The 23,311-nt window shown below is 72.0% G+C and carries 17 protein-coding genes and 1 pseudogene; 11 read left to right on the forward strand and 7 right to left on the reverse strand.

The features are described from left to right. Positions 1-154: 154 nt before the first annotated feature. A complete protein-coding gene (locus ACWGJB_RS46820; RefSeq protein ID WP_453386141.1) occupies positions 155-577 on the reverse strand; it encodes a hypothetical protein in 423 nt (140 codons plus the stop codon). 361 nt (positions 578-938) lie between these two features. Here ACWGJB_RS46820 and ACWGJB_RS46825 point away from each other — a divergent pair, with 361 nt between their 5' ends. Both ACWGJB_RS46825 and ACWGJB_RS46830 read left to right on the forward strand, forming a co-directional pair. Further along, positions 939-1,874, forward strand: a complete 936-nt coding sequence (locus ACWGJB_RS46825) for a bifunctional helix-turn-helix transcriptional regulator/GNAT family N-acetyltransferase (RefSeq protein ID WP_453386142.1) — start codon at positions 939-941, stop codon at positions 1,872-1,874. Positions 1,875-1,891: 17 nt separating this feature from the next. Further along, positions 1,892-2,692, forward strand: coding sequence for a sugar phosphate isomerase/epimerase family protein (locus ACWGJB_RS46830; protein WP_453386143.1), 801 nt, complete (start codon positions 1,892-1,894; stop codon positions 2,690-2,692). A 141-nt stretch (positions 2,693-2,833) separates the two neighbouring features. Here ACWGJB_RS46830 and aroA read toward each other — a convergent pair whose 3' ends face one another. Then, positions 2,834-4,108: a 3-phosphoshikimate 1-carboxyvinyltransferase gene (gene aroA, locus ACWGJB_RS46835; protein WP_453386144.1), complete on the reverse strand. Its 1,275-nt coding sequence runs from the start codon at positions 4,106-4,108 to the stop codon at positions 2,834-2,836. Positions 4,109-4,578: 470 nt separating this feature from the next. On the opposite strand from aroA, the gene ACWGJB_RS46840 reads away from it, so the two are divergent. Both ACWGJB_RS46840 and ACWGJB_RS46845 read left to right on the forward strand, forming a co-directional pair. Beyond that, positions 4,579-6,402 (forward strand): glycoside hydrolase family 3 protein, encoded by a 1,824-nt coding sequence (locus ACWGJB_RS46840; RefSeq protein ID WP_453386145.1) that lies wholly within the window; start codon positions 4,579-4,581, stop codon positions 6,400-6,402. A gap of 101 nt (positions 6,403-6,503) precedes the next feature. Next, complete coding sequence (locus tag ACWGJB_RS46845) at positions 6,504-7,121, forward strand: hypothetical protein (RefSeq protein ID WP_453386146.1); 618 nt, start codon at positions 6,504-6,506, stop codon at positions 7,119-7,121. An 87-nt stretch (positions 7,122-7,208) separates the two neighbouring features. Here the strand turns inward: ACWGJB_RS46845 and ACWGJB_RS46850 are convergent, their stop codons facing one another. Next, positions 7,209-7,601: a hypothetical protein gene (locus ACWGJB_RS46850; RefSeq protein WP_453386147.1), complete on the reverse strand. Its 393-nt coding sequence runs from the start codon at positions 7,599-7,601 to the stop codon at positions 7,209-7,211. A 146-nt stretch (positions 7,602-7,747) separates the two neighbouring features. Further along, positions 7,748-11,482 (reverse strand): ABC transporter ATP-binding protein, encoded by a 3,735-nt coding sequence (locus ACWGJB_RS46855; RefSeq protein ID WP_453386148.1) that lies wholly within the window; start codon positions 11,480-11,482, stop codon positions 7,748-7,750. A gap of 167 nt (positions 11,483-11,649) precedes the next feature. Between ACWGJB_RS46855 and ACWGJB_RS46860 the strand changes: the two genes are divergently transcribed. The 6 genes and pseudogenes from ACWGJB_RS46860 (at position 11,650) to ACWGJB_RS46885 (ending at position 17,364) form a co-directional block, all read left to right on the forward strand. Beyond that, positions 11,650-12,285 (forward strand): MOSC domain-containing protein, encoded by a 636-nt coding sequence (locus ACWGJB_RS46860; protein ID WP_453386149.1) that lies wholly within the window; start codon positions 11,650-11,652, stop codon positions 12,283-12,285. A 126-nt stretch (positions 12,286-12,411) separates the two neighbouring features. After that, positions 12,412-13,257 (forward strand): serine hydrolase, encoded by an 846-nt coding sequence (locus ACWGJB_RS46865; RefSeq protein WP_453386150.1) that lies wholly within the window; start codon positions 12,412-12,414, stop codon positions 13,255-13,257. A gap of 113 nt (positions 13,258-13,370) precedes the next feature. Continuing rightward, positions 13,371-13,499 (forward strand): annotated as a pseudogene (locus ACWGJB_RS46870) (esterase-like activity of phytase family protein); the annotation flags it as partial. 80 nt (positions 13,500-13,579) lie between these two features. Further along, entirely contained in the window at positions 13,580-15,928 is a 2,349-nt protein-coding gene (locus ACWGJB_RS46875; RefSeq protein WP_453386151.1) for an ArnT family glycosyltransferase, read from the forward strand. Between the two features lie 137 nt (positions 15,929-16,065). Beyond that, positions 16,066-16,872, forward strand: coding sequence for an endonuclease I family protein (locus ACWGJB_RS46880; protein WP_453386152.1), 807 nt, complete (start codon positions 16,066-16,068; stop codon positions 16,870-16,872). Positions 16,873-17,010: 138 nt separating this feature from the next. After that, on the forward strand, positions 17,011-17,364 hold the full coding sequence (locus ACWGJB_RS46885; RefSeq protein ID WP_453386153.1) for a peptidase inhibitor family I36 protein: 354 nt from the start codon (positions 17,011-17,013) through the stop codon (positions 17,362-17,364). Between the two features lie 56 nt (positions 17,365-17,420). On the opposite strand, the gene ACWGJB_RS46890 is transcribed toward ACWGJB_RS46885, so the two are convergent. From ACWGJB_RS46890 to ACWGJB_RS46900, 3 genes are read right to left on the reverse strand one after another with little or no spacing between them, the layout of a single operon-like run. After that, positions 17,421-19,106 (reverse strand): thiamine pyrophosphate-binding protein, encoded by a 1,686-nt coding sequence (locus tag ACWGJB_RS46890; RefSeq protein WP_453386154.1) that lies wholly within the window; start codon positions 19,104-19,106, stop codon positions 17,421-17,423. Further along, positions 19,103-20,071: an agmatinase gene (speB, locus tag ACWGJB_RS46895; protein WP_351734961.1), complete on the reverse strand. Its 969-nt coding sequence runs from the start codon at positions 20,069-20,071 to the stop codon at positions 19,103-19,105. The genes ACWGJB_RS46890 and speB overlap by 4 nt, the downstream gene beginning before the upstream one ends. Positions 20,072-20,128: 57 nt before the next feature. Continuing rightward, positions 20,129-21,586 carry a sodium:solute symporter gene (locus ACWGJB_RS46900; protein WP_453386155.1) on the reverse strand — a complete coding sequence of 486 codons (1,458 nt, stop codon included), beginning with the start codon at positions 21,584-21,586 and terminating at the stop codon, positions 20,129-20,131. Between the two features lie 124 nt (positions 21,587-21,710). On the opposite strand from ACWGJB_RS46900, the gene ACWGJB_RS46905 reads away from it, so the two are divergent. Next, positions 21,711-23,258, forward strand: coding sequence for a PucR family transcriptional regulator ligand-binding domain-containing protein (locus ACWGJB_RS46905; protein ID WP_453386156.1), 1,548 nt, complete (start codon positions 21,711-21,713; stop codon positions 23,256-23,258). Positions 23,259-23,311 lie beyond the last annotated feature (53 nt).

The following is a 23,311-nucleotide window of genomic DNA, read 5'->3' on the forward strand; positions in this document are numbered from 1 at the left end:
CCACAAAACTCAACACCACACACGAGACACACCCCCCCCGCGCGCGCGCCGCGGGCGCGCGCGGTCTTCCCGGCCCCGCCCCGCGCCCCCCCCCCGCCCCGCCCCCCCCCACCCATCCTTTGCTGTCAGGGAGCGTCAATCACTGTGGCTCGGCTCAGTCCCAGCCGCCCCCGCCCCAGCCGCCGCCGCCCCAGCCGCCGTAGTTGTCGTCGTCGCCCCAGCCGCCCCAGCCGCCGTGGCCGCCGCCACCGTAGCCACCGCCACCGTAGCCGCCGTAGCCACCGCCACCGTAGCCACCGTGACCGCCGCCACCGTAGCCACCGCCGCCGTGATCGCCGCCGCCGTAGCCACCGCCGCCGTGGCCACCGCCACCGCCGCCGTGACCGCCGCCGCCGCCGTGGCCTCCGCCACCGCCGCCGTGGCCTCCGCCACCGCCGTTGTCCTGGTACGCGACAACGTGGTCAGGCGCCGCGTGGGTGGCCGCGCTGGCGACTCCGGCTCCCGCGGCAAGCGCCAGGATGGGTGCCGAGATCGCAGCGATGGCGACCCTCTTCATACGTGTGGTGTGCGCGCGCATGATTCGCCCCTCTCCGAGGGTGTGGTTGTGTTACGGCGGCGCTCGAGGCCGCCCTGCGTGCACTCCAGAGCCTGCGCGCAGCCCTGAGCGCGTCCGCCGCCCTTGATGCCGGTTCTCCGCACCGCACGGGCTCTCCGGCGGACCACGTCACGTCCTAGGTTGAAACGGACATTAGTGACGTTCATGTATAAACCTACGGCGCGGGCGTGACGAAGTCAAAAGCAGGACCGAACCCAGCCAAAGAAGAACAAGTAAAGCCTCCGGGACCGCCGTTCAGGCCGACATCTTCCGGCCGGACGGGGTGCCGGGATAGCCTCGGAGGCGCGGCATCTCTGACTCAGTCAACCATCGGGGTCCAGCCATGACCGTCCAGGACATCCGTGCCTTCAACCGCTTCTACACCAACGTCATCGGCGCCCTCGACTACGGCCGCCACCTCTACGCCCCGTACACCCTCACCAAGGCCCGGGTGCTGTACGAGCTCGCGCACTCCGCCGACACCGACGCGGCCGACCTGCGCACCGATCTCGCGCTGGACGCCGGGTACTTGAGCCGGATCCTCAACAAGTTCGAGGAGGCCGGCCTGGTCGAGCGCTCCCCCTCCGAGAAGGACACGCGACGGCGGCGGGTGTCGCTCACCGCGGACGGCCGGTCCGCCGCCGAACTGCTCGACGAGCGCGCCCGGGACTCGGTCGGCTCGCTGCTGGGCGCCGTCGACCCCGGTGCCCGGCCACGGCTCGCCGAGGCCATGCGCACCATCCGTACGATCCTCGGCGACGCGCACACCCCCGACGGCGCCGGCGAGGTCGTGCTGCGCGAGCCGCACCCCGGCGACCTGGGCTGGATCGTGCAGCGCAACGCCGCCCTGTATGCGTCCGAGTACGGCTGGAACACCGACTACGAGGGCCTGGTGGCCCGGATCGTCGCCGACTACGCCGAGGACCACGACCCGCACCTGGAGCGGGTCTGGATCGCCGAGTGGGCGGGGCGGCCCATGGGGTGCGTGATGTGCGTACGGGACGACGCCCCGGGCACCGCACGGCTGCGGCTGCTGCTCGTCGAACCGGAGGCGCGGGGGCTGGGCATCGGGGACCGGCTGGTCACCGCCGTGATCGACTTCGCGCGCGGGGTCGGCTACCGCGACCTGGTGCTGTGGACCAACGACGTCCTCGCCGCCGCCCGCCGCCTCTACCAGCGGCACGGTTTCGTCCTCAGCGCCGAGAAGCCGCACCGCTCCTTCGGCAAGGACCTGGTCGGACAGGACTGGCGACTGGACCTGCACGGAACCGGTGGCTGAGAAGTAGGTTGGTGGACATGAGGTTCGCCTTCTCCACCCTCGGGGTTCCCGGTCTGCCGGTGCCGGACGTGCTGGCGCTCGCCACCACCCACGGCTACCACGGCGTCGAGCTGCGCGCCCATCCGGAGGAGCCGGTGCATCCCGGCCTCGGCCCGGCCGCACGGGCCGACGTGGCCGCCGAGTTCAAGGCGGCCGGGGTGGAGGTCCTGGGCGTCGCCGGGTACGCGCGCGTCGCGGCCCCCGGCGAGGACGCCCCGGTCCTCGACGAGGTGCGCCAACTCCTCCAGCTGGCGCACGACCTGGGCGCCTCCTTCGTCCGTGTCTTCCCCGGCGCCGACCCGGCGCTGCCCACCGCCGAGTCCGACGCGACCGCCGCCCGGCGGCTCGGCACGGTCGCCGAGGACGCCTCCGCGCTCGGTGTCCGGGTCCTGCTGGAGACGCACGACTCGCACCGCACCGGCGCCGCCGCGATCCGCATCCTCGGCCCGGTCGGCCACCGCATGGTCGGCTCCCTCTGGGACGTCATGCACACCTGGCTGGGCGGCGAGCAGCCCGCCGATACCTACGCGGCGCTCGCCCCGCACCTCGGCTATGTCCAGGTCAAGGACATCGCCTCGGCCGAGGACACCACCCCGCTGCCGCTCGGTGCCGGGGTCCTGCCCCTGTCCGAGTGTGTCGAGGTGCTCTCCCGGCACGGCTGGGACGGCTGGCTGTGCTGGGAGTACGAGAAGCGCTGGTACGAGGCGGCGGCCCCGCTGCCCGGCCTGCTGACGGCGGGCCGGGACCACCTGGCACGCCTGCTCAACGAGTCGGCGTGAACGGAACGACCGGCCGCCGCGAGCGGTAGGCCCCCGGCGCCGAGGTCACAGCGCCCAGGTCAGGCGCCGAGGTCACAGCGCCCAGGTCAGGACGCCGAGGTCACAGCGCCCGGGTCACAGCGCCCAAGTCAGGCGCCGACGTCACAGCGCCGAGGTCACCGCGCCGTCGTAAGAGATTCCCCACCCCGCGGCCAGCTCCCCGAAGGCCTCGTGGAAGTCCGGGAACGTCTTCTTCACGCGCCCAGGGTCGTCGAAGGAGATCCCCGGCGTGCGCAGGCCGGTCACCGCGAAGGACATGACGATGCGGTGGTCGCCGAAGGTCGTGATCCCGGCCGGGGCGGGGGTGCCGGGCCGGATCTCGATCCAGTCCTCGCCGGTGCCGACCCCGATCCCCAGCCTGCGCAGGTTCTCCGCGCAGGCGTCCAGCCGGTCGCACTCCTTCACCCGGGTGTTGGCGACGTCCTCGATCCGGACGGGGCCGTCCGCGAAGGGGGCGATCGCCGCGAGGGTCGGCATGGTGTCGGAGATGTCCCGCATGTTCACGGTGAGGCCGCGAAGCCGGCCCGTCCCGCGGACGGTCGTCCGGTCGGCACCGATCTCCACGTCCGCGCCCATCCGGCGCAGTACGTCGACGAAGCCCAGGTCGCCCTGGAGCGCGCCCCGCCCGAGCCCCGGGACGGTCACCTCGCGGCCCGTGACGGCCGCCGCGGCGAAGAAGTAACTGGCGGTGGAGGCGTCGGGCTCGATCGCGTAGGTGGTGGCCCGGTAGCCGCCGGGCGGCACCACGAAGACGTCCCCCTTGTCCTCCTCCCGCGCCACCGCCACCCCGAACGACCGCATCATCGCGATCGTGATGTCCACGTACGGCGCGGAGACCAGGTCCGTCACCCGGATCCGCAGCCCCTTGCGGGTCAGCGGGCCGAGCAGGAGCAGGGCGGTGAGGTACTGCGAGGCCTGCCCGGCGTCGAGGGTGACCTCGCCGCCCTCGACCCCGGCCGCCTCGATGCGCAGCGGGTGGTGGCCCTCCGCCTCCTCGTGCCGCAGGTCGACACCGAGGTCGCGCAGGGCGCGGGTGAGCGGGGCGAGGGGGCGGCGGCGCATCTGCTCGGAGGCGTCGAAGCGGTAGCTGCCGTGGCCGGCCGCGGCGAGGGTGGGCAGGAAGCGGGCGGTGGTGGCGCCGTCCCGGCAGTGGACCTCGGCCTCGGGCAGCGCGGGGCCCTGCGGGCGGCCGTCCACCTGCCAGGTGTCCGGGGTACGGCCGACGCGGTAGCCGAGCCGGGTGAGGCCCTCGGCGAAGCCCTCGGTGTCGTCGGAGCGGAGGGGGCGGAGGAGGGTGGTGACTCCGTCGGCGGCGGCCGCGAGGAAGAGGGCGCGGGCGGTGACGGACTTGGAACCGGGGATCGCGACGAGGGGCATGCCCTTCATGATCGCCGGTTTTCCGGAGCGGGGGATGTCTGTCCACGGGGCGGAAGCGGTTGTTCGTCGTGTGCGGGCCCGTGGGGGTCGATCGCGCCCACCCGGCGGAGCCGTATACCGATACGGCCCCGCGCCCCTGAAGGGGGCGCCTCACTCACGTCCCTTGCATACCTTCCGTCCCGACTTCCCTGAGTCGGGAACCCTGCCTCCTTCCGGTCCGTCCAACCCTCAGGCTGTCGGAAGAGTCTCCGTGGTGCGGTGTCGGCCCTCGCTGCTGGCTGCGATGCCCGACCTACCCTCTCCGCCGCACCACGGCCGCCGGCCCGCCGCCATCGACGTGCCCCCCTCCAATGCGCCGATGGCGGCCCCTTTCTGGTTACTGTGCATTCCCTTGACGGAAAGAAACTTCCCGAATATTGGTGTGCCTACGGAAGTTTCCTTCAGCCGGTTCTCCACCGGAAGGAGCGCACGTGCCCTCCAGACGCACCGTCCTCGCCGCGACCGCGGGCGTCACCGCGGGACTGACCGTCGGCAACAGCGCGTACGCCTTCGGCTCCGACGACAAGAACGCCGGCCACCGGAACGCCGACGACAAGAAGCTCCGCTCGCTCATCTCCCGTATGTCCCTTGAGGAGAAGGTCGGCCAGCTGTTCGTGATGCGGGTCTACGGCCACTCCGCCACCGCCCCCGACCAGGCCGACATCGATGCCAACCTCGAGGAGATCGGCGTCCGTACGGCCGCCGAGCTGATCGCCCGGTACCGCGTCGGCGGGATCATCTACTTCACCTGGACGCACAACACCCGGGACCCGCGGCAGATCGCCGAACTGTCGAACGGCATCCAGAAGGCCTCCCTGGACCAGCCGCGCGGCCTCCCCGTGCTCATCGCCACCGACCAGGAGCACGGCGCCGTCTGCCGGATCGGCACGCCCGCGGCCCTCTTCCCGGGCGCGATGGCCATGGGAGCGTGCGGTTCGCGCGCCGACGCCCGTACCCTCGGCCGGATCTCCGGCGCCGAGCTGCGGGCGATGGGTGTCCGGCAGGACTACTCCCCCGACGCCGACGTCAACGTGAACCCGGCCAACCCCATCATCGGCGTACGGTCCTTCGGGGCCGACCCGGACGCGGTCGGCGCGCTGGTCGCCGCCGAGGTGCAGGGATACCAGGACGCCGGGGTCGCGGCCACCGCCAAGCACTTCCCGGGCCACGGCGACACCGCCGTCGACAGCCACACCGGCTTCCCGGTCATCACGCACAGCCGGGAGCTGTGGGAGAAGCTGGACGCGGCCCCCTTCCGGGCGGCGGTGGAGGCGGGCATCGACTCGATCATGACCGCGCACATCCAGTTCCCGGCGCTGGACGGCTCCGGCGACCCGGCGACCCTCTCCCACCCGGTCCTCACCGGCATCCTGCGCGGTGAACTCGGCTACGACGGGGTCGTGGTGACCGACTCGCTGGGCATGGAGGGCGTGCGGACGAAGTACGGCGACGACCGGGTCCCGGTGCTCGCCCTGAAGGCCGGGGTCGACCAGCTCCTCAACCCGCCCACCCTGGAGGTGGCCTGGAACGCCGTCCTGAAAGCCGTTCAGGACGGGGAGCTGACCGAGGCGCGGCTGGACGAGTCGGTCCTGCGCATCCTGCGGCTGAAGTCCCGGCTGGGGCTGCTGGACCGGCCGTACGTCAACGCCAAGGACGTCGACCGGGTGGTGGGCACGGCCCGGCACCTCGCCACCGCCGACCGGATCGCCGAGCGCACCACCACCCTGCTGGTCAACGAGGGCGGGCTGCTCCCGCTGTCCCGCCGCACGCACGGCAGGGTGCTGGTGGTGGGCGCCGACCCGGCCTCCCCGTCCGGTACGACGGGGCCGCCCACCGGCGTGCTCGCCGCCGCCCTCACCGAACTCGGCTTCACCGCGACCTCGTTGGCCACGGGTACGGAACCGTCCGCGGCGACGATCGACAAGGCGGTCGCGGCGGCCCAGGGCGTGGACGCGGTGGTCGTCGGGACGTACAACGTGACGGCGGACAGCGGACAGCGGCGGCTGGTGGAGCAGTTGCTCGCGACCGGCCGGCCGGTGGTGGCGGTGGCCGTGCGCAACCCGTACGACATCGCCCAACTGCCCACCGTGCGGGCCTGTCTGGCGTCCTACTCCTGGACGGACGTCGAACTGCGGGCCGCGGCCCGGGTGATCGCCGGCCGGGTCGCGCCGCGCGGCAGGCTGCCGGTGCCGGTGCAGCGGGCGGACGATCCGGCGCAGGTGCTGTACCCGATCGGCCATGGGCTGACGTACTAGACGTACGTAACGGATCGGGCGTAACACCCCCAATAGGCGGAAAGCATCCCGCACAGCTGGCGTGGGCCGTGATCGCGGGCCACGCTGGCAGGGGGGTTGGTATGAGGAGCAGACGTTTCGCGGGGGTGCTGGTGACGCTCGCCGTCACCCTGCTGTCGGCCGGGTGCCGGCTGTCCTCGTCCGGGGAACCGGCGGGCAGCGCGCGGCCGGCGGCGAGTCCGGCGGCCTCCGGGTACGGCGCCCGGTTCCTCGCGGTCGACGAGTGCAGCTCGTTCGGGACCGCCAGTTTCACCGAGGTGCCCTGCACCGGCGAACGGGCGGCGGCCCGGGTCGTCGCCCGGTACGACGGAACGGTCGCCGCCGGCCCGGCGTGCCCGGCCACCACCGACTTCGTGCTGCACATCAGCGCCCAGCGCACAGGCGGCGACGTGGACGGTGACGGAACGATCCCTCAGGGCTACGCCTGCATGCGCAACCTGGAGCCGCCGCATCCCGGGGACCCCGGCGGAGGCGGTGGACCGCGCACGATCGTCGGCGACTGCGTCTACGGCTCGGGCCACGGCCAGGTCCGGGAGACCGCCTGCGACGGCTCGGGAAAGCGGAAGCCGCAGTACGAGGTGGTGCGGGCGGTGACCGCGCGGGACGGGTGCCCGGCGTCGACGGCCCTGTACGTCCGGCTCGGCGGCGAACGGCCGGTGGGCTGCGCCCGCCGCGTGTGAACGCTCCGTGTCGGCCTCGGCCGCACAGGTGATCCGCACGACGCCGGCGACCGGTCACAGCGTCAGCACCGGCGACCGGTCACGGCGTCAGCAGAGGATCCATCCCGAGCTGACCGAGCTCCGCCCCACCGCGCCCTTGACCCAGATGCACCGGTGCCCGGCGTGCACGGTCACCGGGCCCGCGTGGTACTTGTACTTGCCCTTGTCGACGACCGGCCGGTTGCCGCGGGCCTGGACGCTGACGGACATCATGCGTTTGCCGCCGGACGACTTGGGGAGCGTGATCGCGCAGACGTAGCCGCCCTGCCGGTAGATGTGCACGGTGCCGGTGGCGAAGGGCAGGGTCCGCACCTGGCGTCCGGCGCAGTCGGCCGCCGTCACGGCCTGGGCCTCGGCCGGCGCCACGAGGGCGAGCGCCCCGGAGGCGGCCAGCACGGCCGCACCGAGCGCCAGCCGCCGCCGTATCGCACCACTGTCCACAGTCGTCCCCTCCCGCACCGCACCGCAGCTGTGCCCCAGCCATGACCGTACTGATGTACGGACGCACGACATATGTCGGATGGTTGCACGACCGTCAGCGACCGCATGACCCGCCCTGGACCACAGCAGGTCACGACGTCGGCGGCTCAGCGGGTGGCGCCGACCGGTTCCTCCGGTTCCTCGGACTGGCCGATGAAGGTGCGCCACAGGTCGGCGTAGCGGCCGTCGCGGGCGAGGAGTTCGTCGTGGGTGCCGTCCTCGGCGACCCGGCCGTGGTCCATGACCACCACGCGGTCGGCGCGGGCGGCCGTGGTCAGCCGGTGGGCCACCACAAGGGTCGTACGACGGCCCGCGAGGCGGTCGGTGGCCAGGTTCACCTGGGCCTCCGTCGCCAGGTCCAGGGCCGCCGTCGCCTCGTCGAGGAGCAGGACGTCGGGGTCGACGAGTTCCGCGCGGGCCAGCGCGATCAGCTGGCGCTGGCCGGCCGAGAGGTTGCGGCCGCGCTCGGCCACCTCGTGGAGGTAGCCGCCGTCGAGGGTGGCGATCATCTCGTGGGCGCCGACCGCGCGGGCCGCCGCCTCCACCTCGGCGTCGGTGGCGTCCGGGCGGCCGTAGGCGATGGCGTCCCGGACGGTCCCCTGGAAGAGGTAGGCCTCCTGCGGAACGACCCCGAGGCGATGGCGGTACGCGGTGAGGTCCAGGGTGCGCAGATCCCTGCCGTCGACCGTCACCCGGCCGCCCGTCGGGTCGTAGAACCGCGCGACCAGCTTGACGAGGGTGGACTTGCCGGCGCCGGTCTCGCCGACGAAGGCGACCGTCTGCCCGGCGGGGATGGTCAGGTCGATGCCGCCCAGGGCCTCTTCATCGGCCCCGTACGCGAAGTGCACGTCCTCGAAGGCGATCTCGCCCCGGAGTTCGGGCACCTCCCTCGGCTGGTCCGCCGCCTGTGTCGACGTCCGCTCGCGGAGCAGTTCCTGGATGCGGCCGAGGGAGACGGTGGCCTGCTGGTAGCCGTCGAAGACCTGGGAGAGCTGCTGGACGGGGGCGAAGAACAGGTCGATGTAGAGGAGGTAGGCGACCAGCGCGCCGGTCGTCAGCGTCGCCGCCTCGACGCGGTGGGCGCCCGCGATCAGGACGCTCGCCGCGGCCACCGACGACAGCAGCTGCACGAACGGGAAGTAGACCGAGATCAGCAACTGGCCCCTGCGACGGGCCGCGCGGTAGCTCTCGCTGCGCTCGGTGAAGCGGCGGCCGCTGTCCTGCTCGCGCCGGAAGGCCTGCACGATCCTGAGGCCCGACACCGACTCCTGGAGGTCGGCGTTGACCACCGACACCCGCTCACGGGCGAGTTCGTAGGCCTTCACGCTGGCCCGGCGGAAGAAGAAGGTCGCGACGATCAGCGGCGGCAGGGTGGTGAAGACGACCAGCGCGAGCTGTACGTCGATCACCAGCAGGGCGACCATGATGCCGAAGAAGGTGACGACGGAGACGAAGGCGGTGACCAGGCCGGTCTGCAGGAACGTGGAGAGGGCGTCGACGTCCGTCGTCATCCTCGTCATGATCCGGCCGGTCAGCTCCCGCTCGTAGTAGTCGAGTCCGAGCCGCTGGAGCTGGGCGAAGATCTTCAGGCGGAGGGAGTAGAGGACGCGTTCGCCGGTGCGGCCGGTCATCCGGGTCTCGCCGATCTGGGCCGCCCACTGGGCCAGTACCGCGACCAGCCCGAGCAGCGAGGCCGCCCAGACCGCGCCGAGCGCCATCTTGGTGACGCCCTGGTCGATGCCGTGCCGGATCAGCACCGGCAGCAGCAGGCCCGTGCCGGCGTCCACGGCGACCAGCGCGAGGCTGACGAGCAGGGGGCGCCCGAAGCCGCGCAGCAGCCGGCGCAGACCGTAGGAGTCCTCGGGCCGTACGGCCCGGGCCTCGTCGATGTCGGGGGTGTCGGTGGCCGGGGGCAGCGCGTCGACCTGGGCGAGGAGTTCGGGGGTGGCCGGGGTGCCGGCGAGGGCGAGGTCCCTGGGCGTACGGTCGCCGGTCCACAGGCGCGGGGTCACGCCGCGCTCGGCGTCGAACTCCGCGTCCAGTTCGTCCCTGACGGACGTGTCCTCGTGCGGGACGGCGGGGAGGGCGTGGCCCGGGGAGACGCCGCCCAGCTCGTCGGGGTCGGTGAGCAGCCGGCGGTAGAGCGCGGACCGCTCCTGGAGCTCCTCGTGGGTGCCGATGTCGGCGAGCCGGCCGCCGTCGAGGACGGCGATGCGGTCGGCGAGGTTGAGGGTGGAGCGGCGGTGCGCGATGAGGAGGGTCGTCCGGTCGCGCATGACGTGTTTGAGCGCCTCGTGGATCTCGTGCTCCACGCGGGCGTCGACCGCCGAGGTGGCGTCGTCCAGGACCAGCAGCCGGGGGTCGGTGAGCAGGGCGCGGGCGAGGGCGACGCGCTGGCGCTGGCCGCCGGAGAGGGTGAGGCCCTGCTCGCCGACCTTGGTGGCGTAGCCCTCGGGCAGCTCGGCGATGAAACGGTCCGCCTGGGCGGCGCGGGCGGCCTCGTGGATCTCCTCGTCGGTCGCGTCGGGGCGGCCGTAGGCGATGTTGCTGCGGACCGTGTCGGAGAAGAGGAAGGAGTCCTCCGGGACCAGGCCGATGGCCGCCCGCAGCGAGTCGAAGGTCAGCTCGCGGACGTCGTGGCCGCCGACCAGGACGGCGCCGTGGGTCACGTCGTAGAAGCGCGGCAGGAGCAGGGAGACCGTGGACTTGCCGGAGCCGGAGGAGCCGACGACGGCGAGGGTCTCGCCCGGCCGGATCTCGAAGCTCAGCCCCTTCAGGACCGGGCGGTCGTGGTGGTACCCGAAGGACACGTCGTCGAACTCGACGGTCGCGGGCGCGTCGGCCGGCAGGGTCTTCGTGCCCTCCTTCAGGGTCGGCTCGGTGTCGATCAGCTCCAGGACGCGCTCGGTGCCGGCGCGGGCCTGCTGGCCGACGGTGAGGACCACGGCGAGCATCCGGACCGGGCCGACCAGCTGGGCCAGGTAGGAGGAGAAGGCGACGAAGGTGCCGAGGGTGATGTGACCGCGGACGGCCAGCCAGCCGCCGAGCGCCAGCATGGCGACCTGGCCGAGGGCCGGGACGGACTGCAGGGCCGGGGTGAACCTGCTGTTCAGCCGGATGGTGCGGAGCCGCCCGGCGAAGAGCCTGCGGCCGACCTCGCGGAGCTTGCCGGTCTCCTGGTTCTCCTGCCCGAAGCCCTTCACCACGCGGACGCCGCTCACGGCGCCGTCGACCACGCCGGCGACGGCCGCGGCCTGGGCCTGGGCGTACCAGGTGGCGGGGTGGAGCTTGCTGCGGCTGCGCTTGGCGATCCAGTACAGGGCCGGGGCCACGGCCAGGGCGACCAGGGTGAGCGGCGGCGACAGCCAGGCCATGATGCCGAGGGAGATCAGGAAGAGGAGGACGTTGCCGATGGTCATCGGCAGCATGAAGAGCAGGCCCTGGATCAGCTGGAGGTCGCTGGTGGCCCGCCCGACCACCTGGCCGGTGGACAGCTCGTCCTGCTGCCGTCCGTCGAGCCGGGTGATGGTGGCGTACATCTCGGTCCGCAGGTCGTGCTGGACGTCGAGGGCGAGCCGGCCGCCGTAGTAGCGGCGGACGTAGGTGGCCGCGTAGACGAGCACGGCGGCGCCGATCAGGGCGCCGGCCCAGGGCCCCATGGCGCGGCTGTGACCGCCGATCACGTCGTCGATGATCACCTTGGTGATCAGGGGTACGAAGGCCAGCACGGCCATACCCGCCAGCGAGGACCCGAGCGCGAGGACGACGTCCCCGGGGTGCCGCCAGGCATACCCCGCCAGCCTGCGCGCCCAGCCCTGCTGCTCCCCCTGTTGCGCTGTCACGCGGCCGCCCTCCGTTTGCCCTGATCTTCCGCATCGCCACAACACGGACGGAACCGGATTTCATCCCTCCGCAACAAAAACTCGGTCGCTGGTCGCAGGGGACTCGGTCCACGGACCTGGGCCGCCGTCCCTCCGGCCGGCGGAACCCGGCCTCGTGGTCGTCCTCCGTGCACGGCGGCGAGATCCGGGCCGTGCTCGTCTACCAGCTGGAGTCCTACCGGTACTGGCGCAAGCAGCTCGGCCGCGACGACCTGACCTTCGGGAGCTTCGGGGAGAACTTCACCGTCGACGGCCTGCCCGACGACGAGGTGTGCATCGGCGACCGGTACCGGATCGGCGAGGCCGCCCTGGGCGTCCCGGCCGATACCGACGCCTATCTCTGCGGACCCACCGCCTTCATGGACGACTTCGGCGGCCTGCTGCGCGCTCACGGTCTGCGCCCCGAGCGGATCCACACGGAACGCTTCAGCGCGCTCGCCGCCGTCAACCCCGGCGTCACCCCCACCGCCGCGGTCCGGCCGCACCAGCCGTCCGGTCCCCCCGGCACCGGCCCCCTCGTCACCTTCGCCCGCAGCGGCGTCTCCACCCCGTGGTCCCCCGCCCACGGCTCGCTCCTCGACCTCGCCGAGGCCTGCGACGTCCCGACCCGCTGGTCGTGCCGCACCGGCGTCTGCCACACCTGTGTCACCCCCCTGGTGACAGGCGACGTCGACTACACCACCCCGCCGCTCGAACTCCCCGAGCCCGGCACCGTCCTCGTCTGCTGCAGCACACCGGCCACCGAGACCGTCCTCGACCTCTGACCCGGGCGGCACGGCCGCGACAGCCGCGGTGACGCGGCACCGCCGCCGTCGGCGCGCCGGTAACGACTAGTCAAACCCTCCCCCGCCCGTACAACCATTCGTGCGAACTCGCGAGTCAATCCGGGTATGACTCACCGGATATCCAGACGCGCCAAGGTGCTGGTGGCGATCGCAGGCGGGGCCGCGTTCACCGCGGGGGTGGCCGCACCCGCCTCGGCAGCCGCTCCCACCGTCAGCTGCACGTCCGCGAAGACGGGCCTGGCCGCGAAGCTGAAGAAGGACATCACGGCGGCGATGGCGAACCGCAGGGGGACCATCGCCGTCGGCCTCTACGACCGTTCCACGAAGACCACTTGCACGCTCCGGGCCACCACGCACTACGACTCGGCGAGCACCGTGAAGGTGACCGTGCTGGCCACGCTGCTGTGGGACGCCAAGAAGCACAACCGCTATCTGACGGCCACCGAGGCATCGCTGACCAAGGCCATGATCACCAAGTCGGACAACGACGCGACCACAAAACTGTGGAAGCAGCTCGGCCTGACGAAGATCAAGGGGTTCCTGACCGCCGCCGGGATGACCCAGACCACCCCGGGCGCCAACGGCTACTGGGGTCTCACCCAGATCGACGTCCACGACGAGCAGCGGCTGCTCACCCTGATCACCGCCAAGAACACGGTCCTGAGCGACAACTCACGGGCGTACATCCAGAAGCTGATGGGGCAGGTCGTCTCGTCCCAGCGCTGGGGCACCCCGTACGGCGCCCCCTCCGGGGTCTCCGTGCACGTCAAGAACGGCTGGCTGCAACGCTCCACGCACGGCTGGCGGGTACACAGTCTCGGCACCTTCAAGGGCGGCGGCCACGACTACATGATGACCGTGCTGACCCACGACAACAGCACCATGAACTACGGGATCACCACGATCCAGGGCATCGCGAAGGCCATCCACAAGGACCTGGCGGCGAGTTGAGCCCGCTCGGGTCATGGCGGGAGCGCGCTCCGGCCATGACCCGACCGTGGTCGTGCCGTGATCCGGCCCCGGACCGGCGGGTGGCCCGACCCTGACCCCACCTTTCACGAGCGGGTCTCCGGTACGCCTACCGCACCGACGACCCGACCCTCGGTGTCCCCGAGGTCCAGGCCCTCCCCGACGGCCGTCTCCTCGTCCTGGAGCGCGTGTTCACCTCCGGCGTCGGCAACACCGTCCGCCTCTTACCCATATCTCACGCACCCACAGCCTGCGCCCAGGATCGGCACAGCCCTCACCCATCGGCCGTCTGCATGGTGGGCTGGTGACATCTGCCACCGATCCCATTCCCCCCACGACCGTGTCCCCCGACTGGGCGCCGCCCACGGCGACCCCCGCGGCTCCCCTGCCGGACAAGGCACCGCGCTGGTCGCTGCCCGCGCTGATCGCGATCCTGGTCCTGGCGGCGGTGCTCTACTCCTGGAACCTCTCCGGTTCCAACATGAACACCTTCTACAGCGGCGCCATCTGGGCCGGTACGAAGAGCTGGAAGGCCTGGTTCTTCGGTTCCCTGGACCCGGGCAACTTCCTGACCGTCGACAAACCGCCGTTCGCGACCATGGTCATGAGCCTGTCGTGCCGGATCTTCGGCTTCGGCACCTGGCAGATGATGGTGCCGCAGGTCGCGGCCGGCCTCGGCACGATCTGGATCCTGCACGCGAACCTGAAGCGGATCTGGGGCCACGGCGCGGCGACCGTCGCCGCGCTGGTGCTCGCGCTGACCCCGATCACCGTCGCGATCAACCGCGACAACAACCCCGACACGATCCTGGTCTTCCTGATGGTCGCGGGCGCGGCGCTGGCGTTCCGCGCCACCCGTGACGAGAAGCTGCTCCCGCTGCTCGGCTCGGCGGCCTGCTTCGGCCTCGCCTTCAACACCAAGCTGCTCGCGGGCTGGATCGCGCTCCCGGCCGTCTTCGCGCTCTACCTGTACGCGTCGAAGGCCCCGTGGGTGAAGCGGATCGTCAACCTGGCGCTCGCCGCGGTCGTGCTGGCCGTCTCCAGCTTCTGGTGGGCGATCGCCGTCTCCCTGGTCCCGGCCTCCGACCGCCCGTACATCGGCGGCTCCACGGACGGCTCCGCCTGGGACCTGATCATGGGGTACGACGGTCTCGGCCGCGTCTTCGGCGGCGAGGGCAACGGCGCCGGGGGCGGAGGCGGCGGCGGCGGCTTCTCCGGCTCCGCCGGTCTCGGCCGGATGTTCAACGACATCCTCGGCGGCCAGATCTCCTGGCTGCTGCCCTTCTCCGCGATCGCCCTGATCGGCGGCCTGGTGCTGTGCGGCCGGGCTCCCCGCACCGACCTCCGCCGGATGGCGCTGATCCTGTGGGGCGGCTGGACCCTCCTGCACTACGTGATCTTCGCGACCGCGCAGGGCACCATGCACCCGTACTACACGACCGCACTGGCCCCCGGCATCGCGGCGCTGTGCGGCGGCGGTGGCGTGATGCTGCTGCACGCGTTCCGCACCGACAAACGGTGGATCTGGGTCCTCCCGGCCGCCTTCGGCGTGACCGGCATCTGGGCGATCGTCCTGCTCCGCCGCGCCTCCGGCTGGAACACCTGGCTGTGGCCGACGATCGGCGTCCTGACGGTGGCCGGCATCGTGGGCATGATCCTTTTTCGGTCCGGCAACCGGGCCCGCCTCCTCACGGCCTCGGTGGCGACGGCCGTGATCGCGGCGCTGGCCGGTCCGACGGCATACGCGGCGGCGGACCCGTTCGGCGGCTCCAGCGGCGGTGGCATGGGCGGTACGAACCCGACGGCCGGCCCCTCGACCGGTAGCGGCGGCTTCGGCGGCGGTCCCGGCGGTGGCGGCGGCAACCGGGGCGGCTTCCCGGGCGGGCAGAACGCCGAGGCCGGCGGCGAGATGGGCGGCGGCTTCCCCGGCGGCACGAACGGCGAGGCGCCGGGCGGCGGTACGGGCGCGACCGGCGGCAGCGGCGCCACCGGCGGTCCTGGCGGTACCGACGGCCAGGCGCCCGGCGGCACCCAGCAGGGCGGCGGCTTCCCCGGAGGCACGAACGGCGAGCTGCCGGGCGGCGCGGCCGGCGGCTCCGGTGGCACCGGCGAGGCGGGCGGCACCCCGCCGAACGGCACCGGCGAGGCAGCCGGCGGCACCGGTCAGCGCGGCGGCTTCGGCGGCGGTGGCATGGGCGGCGGTATGGGCGGCGGCGTGAGCAGCGACCTGATCGCCTATCTGAAGAAGCACATGGACGGCGCCACCTGGCTGCTCGCGGTCTCCAACTCCCAGTCCGCGTCCCAGATCGAGCTGAGCGCCAAGGAGCCCGTGATCTCCATGTGGGGCTTCACCGGATCCGACAAGGCGATGACCGTCGCCAAGCTGAAGGAACTGGTGAAGGCGGGCAAGCTGCACTACATCCAGGTCGGCGGCGGCGGTATGGGCATGGGCGGCAACAACACGCTCAGCTCCGAAGTGACCAGCTGGGTGCAGAAGAACGGGACGGCGGTGAAGGAGAGCGCGTACAGCAAGAGCACGGGCACGACGGAGAACTCGAACTCCAAGTCCTCGACATCTTCGTCCACTTCGTCTTCTTCGTCTTCCTCGTCCACCTCGACGCTCTACCGGCTCGACCCGTCGGACGTCAGCTGACGTATCCCGACACCCGAAGAGACCCCCGACCACACGGTCGGGGGTCTCTTTTTACGTCCCGTTCACCGCGCCGTCCTCATGTTCATGTCACCCTCCTTCTTGCCGCCTCATCAACCCGCGTAGATGGGAAACTCTTTATGCTGGCGACACGAATCCGGCGCTGGAAGTCGGTGGCCCTGACGACCGCCGCCGTCCTGGTCGGCCTGACCGCCCCGGCGCTGACGGCGACTCCGGCCGCCGCCACGACGACCGCGTACGACTCGACGTACTACAAGAACGCGATCGGCAAGTCAGGGACGAGCCTCAAGTCGTCCCTGCACACGATCATCAGCGCGAACGTCACCAAGCTGTCGTACTCGGCCCTGTGGGACGCCCTGAAGAAGACCGACCAGGACCCGAACAACAGCAGCAACGTGATCCTGCTGTACTCGGGCATCTCGCGCAGCAAGACCCTCAACGGCGGTGACAGCGGCGACTGGAACCGTGAGCACGTGTGGGCCATCTCGCACGGCGACCTCACCACGTCCACCGGCCCCGGCACGGACCTGCACCACATCCGTCCCGAGGACGTGGCGGTCAACGGCAAGCGCGGCAACCTCGACTTCGACGAGGGCGGCTCCACCTTCACCAACAGCGGCGGCAGCAAGGCCGACTCGGACTCCTTCGAGCCGCGCGACGCGGTCAAGGGCGACGTGGCCCGCATGATTCTCTACATGGCCGTCCGCTACGAGGGCGACGACGGGTTCGCGAACCTGGAGCCCGACGACAAGGTCAACAACGGCTCCAACCCGTACATCGGCAAGCTCTCGGTCCTCAAGCAGTGGAACGACGAGGACCCGCCGGACTCCTTCGAGGAGAACCGCAACGACGTCATCTACAGCACCTACCAGCACAACCGGAACCCGTTCATCGACCACCCGGAGTGGGTCGACGCGATCTGGTAGGAGAGCCGGTCCTACTACTTACCTCACACAGGTGAAGTCGATCTTGGACTCGGGCGTGTCCGTGTGATCGCCCAGGAGCATGGGGGCGCCCCGGCAGTTCCTCCGGGGCGTCCCCAACTCCCTTTTACGGAGAGTCCCGTGAAGCTTCGTACCTGGTCCCTCGCCGCCGCGCTCGCGCTGACCGCGCTGGTGGTGCCCGCGCAGAGCGCCTCCGCGCAGGCCGCCGCCCCCTCCTGTCCCGACGGCTCGGTGTGCTTCTGGAGCGGGGAGGGCTTCGGCGGCGACTACTGGGAGTGGACGGCCCGCAGCGGATACCGCGACATGCCGCCGGGCCTCCACGACCACGTCGGCTCCTTCGTCGCCTCCACCCGTGCCTGCCTCGTCAACTGGTCCCCGACCGAGAAGCGCGACGTCTTCAACGGCGACTGGCGCTCCCAGTACCTCGGCGACTTCGGCGGCCGCATCGACGGGGTGGGCGCCGGCGCCTGCTGAACCGGTCACCGTCCCCGGGCCGGCCGGTAGGGCGGCCTGCCCGGGGCACTTCGCACTCAGCCCAGATGCGTCGGCGCGAACATCCGCAGCAGTGCCGGGAGCACGACCACCGAGGGGCCCGGTGCGGCCAGGGCCTTCGCCAGGTCCGTCTCCAGGGTTTCGGGGGTCGTGCGGACGCCGGGGACGCCGAAGGACTCCGCCAGGGCCACGTAGTCGGGGCGGGCCAGTTCCGTCGCCGTGGCCTCGCCGAAGGAGCCCGTCATGTACTCGCGCAGGATGCCGTAGCCGCCGTCGTCCACGATGAGCCAGGTGACCGGGAGGTCGTGCTGCCGCGCCGTCGCCAGTTCCGCGATGGAGTAGAGGGCACCGCCGTCGCCGGACACCGCGAGGACCGGTCGGGTCGGGTCGGCCGCGGCCGCGCCGAGCGCCGCCGGGAAGCCGTAGCCGAGACCGCCGGCGCCCTGGGCCGAGTGCATGAGGTTCGTGCCCTGAGGGTCGAACGCCGACCATGCCCAGTAGGCCAGGATCGTCATGTCCCAGAAGGAGGGGGAGGTCCGCGGCAGGGCCCGGCGGACCGCCGCCAACACGTCCTGTTCCAGGGTGAGTTCCTGGGCGGCAATGCGCTCCGAGACGCGGGACAGCAGGTCCCGTACCCGGCCCGCGGCCGTGTCGTCCTCGCGGGGCGACACCGTCTCCAGCAGGGCCTGGAGCCCGAGCCGGGCGTCCGCGTGGATGCCGAGCGCCGGGTGGTTGGACTCCAGCTTGCCGAGGTCCGCCTCGATCTGGACGACCCGGCCCCGCGGCTTGAACGTGTAGTAGTTCGAGGAGAGTTCACCCAGGCCCGAGCCCACGACCAGCAGGACGTCCGCGTCCTCCAGGAGGTCCGTGGTGTGGCGGTCCTCCAGCCAGGACTGGAGGGAGAGCGGGTGGTGCCAGGGGAAGGCGCCCTTGCCGCCGAAGGTGGTGACGACCGGGGCGTTCAGCGTCTCGGCCAGCTGCCGCAGCTTGCCCGAGGCGTCCGCCCGTACCACTCCCCCGCCGGCGATGATCGCCGGGCGGGCCGCGCGGGACAGCAGGTCGGCCGCCACCGCGGTCAGTTCGGGGCGCGGCGGCAGCTCCTCCGGGGTGGCGTCCATCGCCGTCACCACCGGGAGCGGCGTCGGAGCCAGCAGCACGTCCTGCGGGATCTCCACCCACACCGGACCGTGCGGGGCGGAGAGGGCCGACTTCCAGGCCGCCGCGAGAGCGGAGGGGATCTGCGACTGGGTGCGGACGGTGTGGACCGACTTCACCACGCCGCGGAAGGAGGCCGACTGGTCCGGGAGTTCGTGCAGGTAGCCGTGGCGGCCGCCGCCGAGGCCGGCCGTCGGGATCTGGCTGCTGATCGCCAGCACGGGCGCGGAGGCCGAGGCCGCCTCCTGGAGCGCGGCCAGCGAGGTCAGCGCGCCGGGGCCGGTCGACAGCAGCAGCGGGGCCGCCTCGCCGGTGATCCTGCCGTACGCGTCCGCCGCGAAGCCCGCGTTGTTCTCCACCCGCAGGCCGACATAGCGCAGCGACGAGCGGCGCAGGGCGTCGAACATGCCGAGGGCGTGCTGGCCGGGCAGTCCGAAGACCGTCGTCGCGCCGAGCCCGGCCAGCGTCTCCACGACCAGATCCCCGCCGTTGCGGCCGGCGGGCGGGTCGAGGGCTGCGGCCGTCTGCGCCTCCGTCGGGCGGAGTACCAGGTCGTGGTCGTGGGTCACTTCGAACGAGCCTCGGCAATCTGTCGGGTCATGATCGTGGTCAGTTCGTACGCCGTGTGCGAGGCCGCCACCGACGTGATCTCCGCGTGGTCGTACGCGGGGGCCACCTCGACGACGTCCGCCGACACGAGGTTGCAGGAGGAGAGTCCGCGCAGGATCTCCAGCAGTTCCCTGGACGTCATACCACCGGCCTCGGGCGTGCCGGTGCCCGGGGCGTGAGCGGGGTCCAGACAGTCGATGTCGATCGAGATGTACAGCGGGCGGTCGCCGATGCGCTGGCGGAGCTGGTCGGCCACCTCGTCGGCGCCCCGGCGGTAGATGTCCGCCGAGGTCACGATGCCGAAGCCCATCTTCTCGTCGTCGGTCAGGTCCTGCTTGCCGTACAGCGGGCCGCGGGTGCCGACGTGGGAGAGGGCCGAGGTGTCGAGGATGCCCTCCTCGACCGCCCTGCGGAACGGGGTGCCGTGGGTGTACTCGGCGCCGAAGTAGGTGTCCCAGGTGTCCAGGTGGGCGTCGAAGTGGAGGAGGGCGACCGGGCCGTGCTTCCTGGCCACCGAGCGCAGCAGCGGCAGGGCGATGGTGTGGTCGCCGCCCAGGGTCATCAGCCGGGCGCCGGTGCCGAGCAGCTGGTCGGCCGCCGCCTCGATCGTCTCGACCGCCTCGTTGATGTTGAACGGGTTGACGGCGATGTCCCCGCCGTCCGCGACCTGCGCCAGGGCGAAGGGGGACGCGTCCTGGGCCGGGTTGTAGGGGCGCAGCAGCCGGGACGCCTCGCGGATGGCGTTGCCGCCGAAGCGGGCGCCCGGCCGGTACGAGACACCGGAGTCGAACGGCACGCCCACCACCGCGACATCGGCGGTACCGACCTCGTCGAGGCGGGGCAGCCGGGCGAAGGTCGCGGGACCGGCGTACCGCGGGATGCGGGAGGAGTCGACGGGGCCGCGGGGTGTCTCGTTGCTGCTCATGAGGTCATGCCTTCTTTCCTACGCTTCGTCGCGTATGTACTGCTTCTGTCTACGACTTTACTGGGCGGCCGGGACCGGTTCGGACACGAGTTCGGGAGCTGCGCGGCCCGCGAGCCGTTCCCGCCAGTTGGCCAGCACGGCCGCGTCGGTCGGCCTGGTCGCCAGGGAGACGGCGACATACGCGGCCAGGGAGGCGAGGAGGCCGTAGTAGACGGGCTCGTTGGCGAGGATGCCGTAACCCGCCATCAGGCCGATCACCGCGAGGCCGCCGACGGTCACGGCGGCGAGGGCGCCCTGGACCGTGCCGCGCTTCCACAGCAGCCCGCCGAGGATCGGCACCAGGAGGCCGCCGACCAACAGGTTGTACGCCACGGTCAGCGCCTCGACGACGTTGTTGAGCGCGATGGCCGTGCCGATCACCCCGACGCCCATGATCAGGATGAAGACGCGGTTGCCCCGCACCTCGTCATGGTCACCGGACCTGCCCTTCCCCCGGATCCGCGACCAGATGTCGTTGTTGGCGACGGTCGCGCAGGCGATCAGCGCGCCGGAGGAGGTCGACATGACCGCGGCCAGGGCGGCGGCCAGCACCAGCCCCCGCACCCCGATGGGGAGTTCGTCCTTGACGATGGTCGCGAAGGCGTCGTCCGGGCTGCCCAGCTTCGGGTACAGCACCTTGGCGGCCGTACCGATCACGGCGCCGGCGAGGGCGTACACCAGGCAGTAGGTGCCGGCGACGGTGCCGCCCCACTTCGCCGTCCGGTCGCCCCGGGCCGTGAACACGCGCTGCCAGATGTCCTGGCCGATGAGCATCCCGAACGTGTAGATCAGCATGTAGGTGAAGATCGTCTCGCCACCGATGCCCAGCGGGTCGAAGTACGTCGTGGGCAGCTTGGCCTTCATCTCGGAGAAGCCGCCGGCCTTGACCACCGCGATGGGCAGCAGCAGGAGCAGTACGCCGATGGTCTTCACCACGAACTGCACCATGTCCGTGAGCGTGATCGACCACATGCCGCCGAGCGTCGAGTAGGCGACGACGATCGAGCCGCCGATGACGATCGCGAGCGTCCGGTTCATGTCGAAGAGGACGTCGAAGATCGTGGCGTACGCGATGGTCGAGGTGACGGCCAGCATCAGGGTGTACGCCCACATCACGACACCCGAGATCACGCCGGCCCGGCCGCCGTACCGCAGGTCCAGCATCTCGGAGACCGTGTACACCTTGAGGCGGGCGATCCGGGCCGAGAAGAAGACCGAGAGGGCCAGCAGCCCGAGGCCGATGGTGAAGACCATCCAGGCGCCGGAGAGGCCGTACTGGTAGCCGAGGCCCACGCCGCCGATGGTGGAGGCGCCGCCGAGGACGATCGCGGCCATGGTGCCGGAGTACATGGCGGGACCCAGGCGGCGGCCCGCCACCAGGAAGTCGCTCTTGGACCTGGCGCGGCGCATGCCCCACCAGCCCATGGCCAGCATGCCGGCCAGATAGATCACGATCACTGCGTAGTCGACGGCCACAGGGCCCTCCTTCGCCGGGGGTCTCGCCGGTGGGTGACGGTCATCGACACTAGGTGGCCGGAAAGCGACTGCGAAGTGTACGTTTCATCCATTCGAGCCCTACCGGATGGAGGGAACGCACACCATGCCGGATCCCGCTGTTCCCCCCACGCCCCCGGTGCCCCTCGCCGCCCTGCTGGCCCGCGAGGACCTCGCCCTGCGCCAGATCGCCGGGCCGTCCGACCCGTCCCTGGTGGTCCACTGGGTGCACACCTCGGAGATGGCCGACCCGTACCCCTACCTGCTGGGCGGGGAGCTGCTGCTGACCGCCGGGGTTCACATCCCGGACGCGGCCGGCGCGGGCACCTACTTCGACGACTACGTGTCACGGATCGTGGCGGCCGGCGGCGCCGCCCTCGGCTTCGGGGTGGCCCCCGTCCACGACACGGTCCCGCGCGCCCTGGTCGCGGCCTGCGAGGCGTACGACCTCCCGCTGGTCGAGGTCCCGCCGGGGACCACCTTCTCCGCCGTCGCCCGCGCGGTCTGGCAGCTGATGGCCCAGGCCCGCCTCGCCGAGCTGCGCCGGGTCACCGAGGCCCAGCAGAGCCTCGCGGCGGCCGCCGCCCGCCCCGACCCGGTCCCCTCGGTGCTGCGCCAGCTGGCCCAGCGGGTGGGCGGCTGGACGGCCCTGTACGGCCCGGAGGGAGCGGAGACCGCCTCGGCGGGGCGGGAGCCGGAGGCACCGGTACGCGGCTCGCTGGCCGAGCTGACGGAGGTGGTACGACCGTCGGGCCCCGGCACCCCCACCTCGGCGACCCATGCCACGGCGGGCACCCACCTCGCGGCCTACACCCTCAGCACCGGCTTCGTCCTCGGGGTGGCCACCCCGGCCCGCGAACCGGGCGACCACACCATCGCCTCGGTGGCCGCGGTCCTCCTCACCCTCCTCACCGGCGAACAGCACAGCGGCTCGGGCGCGGCCCGCAACGCGGCGCTCGTGCGACTGCTGCTGGGAGATACCGCGGAGGAGGTGGCGCCACTGATCGGAAGAGGGGACGCCTGGCTCGTTGTACATGCCTGCCCAGACGACCAGCGGGACCGTCCCAACCTCTCAGGGGCGCGGGGCCCCATCGATATGCGGCTCCGCCGCGGGGCGCGACCCGCCACACCCCACCCGCACCCGCCCGACCTCCTGGCCGCCACCGCACTGGGCGCCTCACTCGGCTCGACTCTCATCGACCCCGTAGGGGACATCGTCCAGGTCCTGGTCCCCGCCGACCGGCAACCCGCACCACAACCCGGATGGACCCTTGGCGTCAGCGCGCCCGTACCCGCACACCAACTCTCGGCCGCCGCCGCGCAAGCGTCCCGCGCCCTGGCCCGCGCCCGGGCGACCCGCACCCCCCTGGTCCGCCACAGCACCCGCCCCGCCCTCGACGAACTGATCCCGAGGGAAGAGGCCCAGGCCCACGCCCACGCCCTCCTCGGCCCCCTCGCGGAGCACCCCGCCCTCACCGACACCCTCCGCACCTGGCTCTCCCTGCACGGCAGTTGGGACCGCACGGCGGTGGCACTCTCCGTGCACCGCAACACCGTGCGCCAGCGCATCGCCCGCTGCGCGGCGCTGCTCGGTGCCGAACTCGACGACCCGGACGTACGGATGGAGCTGTGGTTCGCGCTGCGGCAGGACTGATCCAGGGCCGTGATCCACCACAGTGACGCACGTCCCAGCGGGCGATACGCAGG

Source organism: Streptomyces sp. NPDC054813 (assembly GCF_053611365.1).